The organism is Rhodosalinus sp., from assembly GCF_041685465.1.
In the GTDB taxonomy this organism is placed as follows: domain Bacteria; phylum Pseudomonadota; class Alphaproteobacteria; order Rhodobacterales; family Rhodobacteraceae; genus Rhodosalinus.
Window position 1 is genome coordinate 1 of the sequence record NZ_JAWLFS010000258.1, and the last position, 3930, is coordinate 3930.

A 3930-nucleotide genomic window follows, 5' to 3' on the forward strand; every position below is an offset into this window, starting at 1 on the left:
CTGATCGAGAAGGCGGATCTTCAGAAAACCTTCGTCCTGCGCCGCATCCTCAACCCGATGGGGACGACCGACGCGATCGAGTTCCTGCTTTCCAAGCTGAAGCAGACCAAGACGAACTCGGAATTCTTCGATTCGATGAACACGTGAAGGGGCGCGCCGTGCGCGGTGCGACGGGTCCGTGAGCGACACGATCTTCGCCCTGGCCTCTGCGCGGGGTCGCGCCGGCGTCGCGGTAATCCGCGTTTCGGGCCCGGCCGCGGCCGTGGCGGCCGAAACGCTCGCCGGGTCCCTTCCTCCGCCGCGCCACGCGGTGCTGCGCGTCCTTCGTGGTGCAGGTGGGGATGAAATCGACCGCGGACTCGTGCTGTATTTCCCGAAAGGTGCGAGTTTCACGGGCGAGGATGTGGTGGAGCTTCAGGTGCACGGAAGCCCCGCGGTGGTCACGGCGCTGTCTCGGGAACTTGGCGCAATGCCGGGTCTCCGCATGGCCGAGGCGGGAGAGTTCACGCGTCGCGCCTTCGAGAACGGGCGCATGGACCTTGCACAGGTGGAAGGTCTCGCCGATCTGATCGAGGCGGAGACGGAACGCCAGCGTGTGCAGGCGCTGCGGACGCTCTCCGGCGCGCTTGGTGCGCGGGCGGAGGAATGGCGGGCAGATCTCCTGCGGGCCGCCGCGCTGCTGGAGGCGACGATCGACTTCGCGGACGAGGAGGTGCCCGTCGACGTGAGCGACGAGGTGCGCGGGCTGATCGACCGCTGCCATGCCTCGCTTCGGGCGGAAATCGATGGCGCCCGCGCCGCGGAGCGCGTGCGCGAAGGGTTCGAGGTTGCGATCGTCGGGCCGCCGAATGTCGGAAAATCCACGCTTCTCAATACCCTGGCACGTCGCGAGGCCGCTTTGACATCCGAGATCGCGGGGACGACGCGCGATGTGATCGAGGTCCGGATGGATCTCGACGGGTTGCCGGTCACGCTGGTGGATACGGCCGGCCTGCGGGAGACGGAGGACCACGTGGAACGCCTCGGTGTGGAACGCGCCCGTGCCCGCGCTGCGGATGCCGACCTGCGGGTGATCCTGACGGAACCGGGGGAGGGGCCCGCACTCGCCCCCGAGGAGGCAGACATCGTCGTCTCGGCGAAGGCCGATCTGCATGGGGCCGGGGTGTCCGGGCTCACGGGGCAGGGGGTGGATGCCCTCGTCGCCCGGATCGTGGAGCGGCTGGAAGCACGGGTCGCCCCGTCCCCCGTGGCCACGCGGGAACGGCACCGGCAGGCGATGCAGGCTGCGGTGGCGGCGCTCGACGTGGCGCGCGACGGGCTGGCGCATGGGCCGGAGCGATATGATATATGCGCAGAGGATCTTCGCAGTGCGATTCGCGCGCTCGAGTCCCTCACCGGTCGGATCGACGTGGAGAACGTCCTGGGCGAAATCTTCGCATCCTTCTGCATCGGCAAGTGACGGATCACGGCGGGAGTGTTCCACGTGAAACACGAGAGCTTCGATGTCATCGTCGTCGGCGGTGGCCACGCGGGCAGCGAGGCCGCCCATGCGGCGGCACGCGCCGGCGCGTCGGTCGCGCTCGTCACCCTGTCGCGTGACGGGATCGGCGTCATGTCCTGCAACCCCGCGATCGGCGGCCTCGGCAAGGGTCACCTTGTCCGTGAGATCGACGCGATGGACGGTGTGATGGGTCGTGTCGCCGACGCCGCAGGGATCCAGTTCCGTCTCCTGAACCGTCGAAAGGGGCCTGCGGTGCAGGGTCCGCGCGCCCAGGCGGATCGCAAGCTCTACCGTGAGGCGATGCGCGCCGAGATGGAGGGTCACCCCGGTATTACCATCGTGGAAGGCGAAGTGACCGACTTCGCGCTGGATGGGGACCGGGTCGCCGGCGTCGTGCTGGCCGACGGGGCGCAAGTTCCGGCGCGTGCGGTGGTGCTTACGACGGGCACCTTCCTGCGGGGCGTCATCCACATCGGGGAGGAGCGCCGTTCCGGTGGCCGGATGGGCGACAAGCCGTCGGTGCGCCTTGCCGAACGGATCGACAGTTTCGGCCTTCCGCTCGGGCGGCTGAAGACCGGGACGCCCCCTCGGCTCGACGGGGGCAGCATCGCCTGGGATCGCCTCGAATCACAGCCGGGCGACGACGAGCCGGCGATGTTCTCTTTCCTGAACCGCGTGCCCACCGCGCGGCAGGTGGCCTGCGGGATCACGCACACGAACCCGCGGACGCATGCGATCATCCGGGAAAACCTCCATAAATCCGCCATGCACAGCGGCGGAATCACCGGTGTCGGACCGCGGTATTGCCCCTCGATCGAGGACAAGGTGGAGCGATTCGCCGACAAGGACTCGCACCAGATCTTCCTGGAGCCGGAAGGGCTCGACGACGACACGGTCTATCCCAATGGCATATCGACCTCGCTCCCCGCGGAGGTTCAGGAGGCTTACGTAAGCTCCATCACCGGTCTCGAGCGTGCCGTCATCAGGCAGCCGGGCTACGCCATCGAATATGATTACGTCGACCCGCGCGCGCTGACGGCGACGCTCGCACTGCGTGACGTGCCGGGTCTTTACCTCGCCGGCCAGATCAACGGGACGACGGGCTACGAGGAGGCCGCAGCGCAGGGTCTCGTCGCCGGGATCAACGCGGCACGCGCCGCGCGCGATGAAGAGCCCGCCTGGTTTCAGCGATCGGAAAGTTACATCGGCGTGATGGTCGATGATCTCGTGACCCGTGGTGTGACCGAGCCATACCGCATGTTCACCTCACGGGCGGAGTATCGCCTGTCGCTCCGGGCGGACAATGCCGACCAGCGGTTGACGCCGCGGGCCATGGAGCTCGGCCTCGTGTCGGAACGGCGCCGTGCTTCCTTCACCGACAAGATGGAGCGGCTGGAGGCCGGGCGTGCGGCGCTTGGCGCGGTGAGCGCGACGCCGATGGACCTTGGGCGCATCGGGTTGAAGGTCAAGCAGGACGGCTCTCGGCGGTCCGGCATGGACATTCTCGCCTTTCCGGATGTCGGCTTCGAGTCGGTGGTGCGGCTGGACCCCGCGCTTGCCGATGTCGACCCGGACGTGCGGCGCCAGCTGGAGCGCGAGGCGCTTTACGCCAATTACATCGAGCGGCAGAAACGGGACATCGACGCGCTGCGCCGCGACGAGGCGGTTGCGATTCCCGCAGGGTTCGACTTTCGAGCGCTGAACGGGCTTTCGAAGGAGCTCGCTGACAAGCTGTCGACGGCGCGGCCCGAGACGCTGGCGCAAGCCGGCCGGATCGATGGAATGACGCCGGCGGCGCTGACCCTGATCCTCGCAGCGGTGCGCAAGGCCGACCGATTGCGCGCGGCAGGATGAGCCAACCGTCACAGGACCTGGCTGTTTCACGTGAAACGGAGGAGCGGCTTTCGGTGCTCCTCGGGCTCGTTGCGAAGTGGACACGCCGCATCAATCTCGTCGCACCAAGCACGGTGCCCGATGGCTGGCGTCGGCATGTCCTTGATTCGGTGCAGGTTCATCGCGCCGCACCGCCGGCGCGCCACTGGGTGGACCTTGGCACGGGCGGTGGCTTTCCGGGCCTCGTGATCGCCATTCTTGAAGCGGAGCGTGCGACGCCGGCGCAGGTCACGTTTGTCGAGAGCGATCGGCGCAAATGCAGTTTCCTGCGCACCGCGCTGCGGGAGACCGGGGCGACAGCCCGGGTCATCGACGCCCGGATCGAGGCCGTGCCGCCGCTTGGCGCCGATGTTCTTTCGGCCCGCGCGCTCGCGCCGCTCGGCACGCTTCTCGGGTTCGCTGCGCGCCATCTTCTGCCCGACGGAACGGCGCTTTTTCCGAAGGGCGCGCGCTGGCGCGACGAAGTTCAGGCCGCGCAGCAAGACTGGACCTTCTCGGCCGACGCGATTCCGAGTATGACGGATCCCGACGCCGTT

At 68.0% G+C, this 3930-nt stretch carries 3 protein-coding genes and 1 pseudogene; all 4 read left to right on the forward strand.

Features of this window, described 5'->3' with window-relative positions; genetic code table 11:
• Window positions 1–147, forward strand: a pseudogene (locus tag ACESL7_RS13865) (transcription termination factor Rho); the annotation flags it as partial.
• Between the two features lie 31 nt (window positions 148–178).
• Window positions 179–1459 (forward strand): tRNA uridine-5-carboxymethylaminomethyl(34) synthesis GTPase MnmE, encoded by a 1281-nt coding sequence (gene mnmE / locus ACESL7_RS13870; protein WP_372893898.1) that lies wholly within the window; start codon window positions 179–181, stop codon window positions 1457–1459.
• Window positions 1460–1483: 24 nt separating this feature from the next.
• Window positions 1484–3355: a tRNA uridine-5-carboxymethylaminomethyl(34) synthesis enzyme MnmG gene (gene mnmG / locus ACESL7_RS13875; protein WP_372893900.1), complete on the forward strand. Its 1872-nt coding sequence runs from the start codon at window positions 1484–1486 to the stop codon at window positions 3353–3355.
• The coding region (gene rsmG / locus ACESL7_RS13880) for a 16S rRNA (guanine(527)-N(7))-methyltransferase RsmG (RefSeq protein WP_372893899.1) at window positions 3352–3930 on the forward strand (579 nt) is incomplete at its 3' end. The genes mnmG and rsmG, both read left to right, overlap by 4 nt.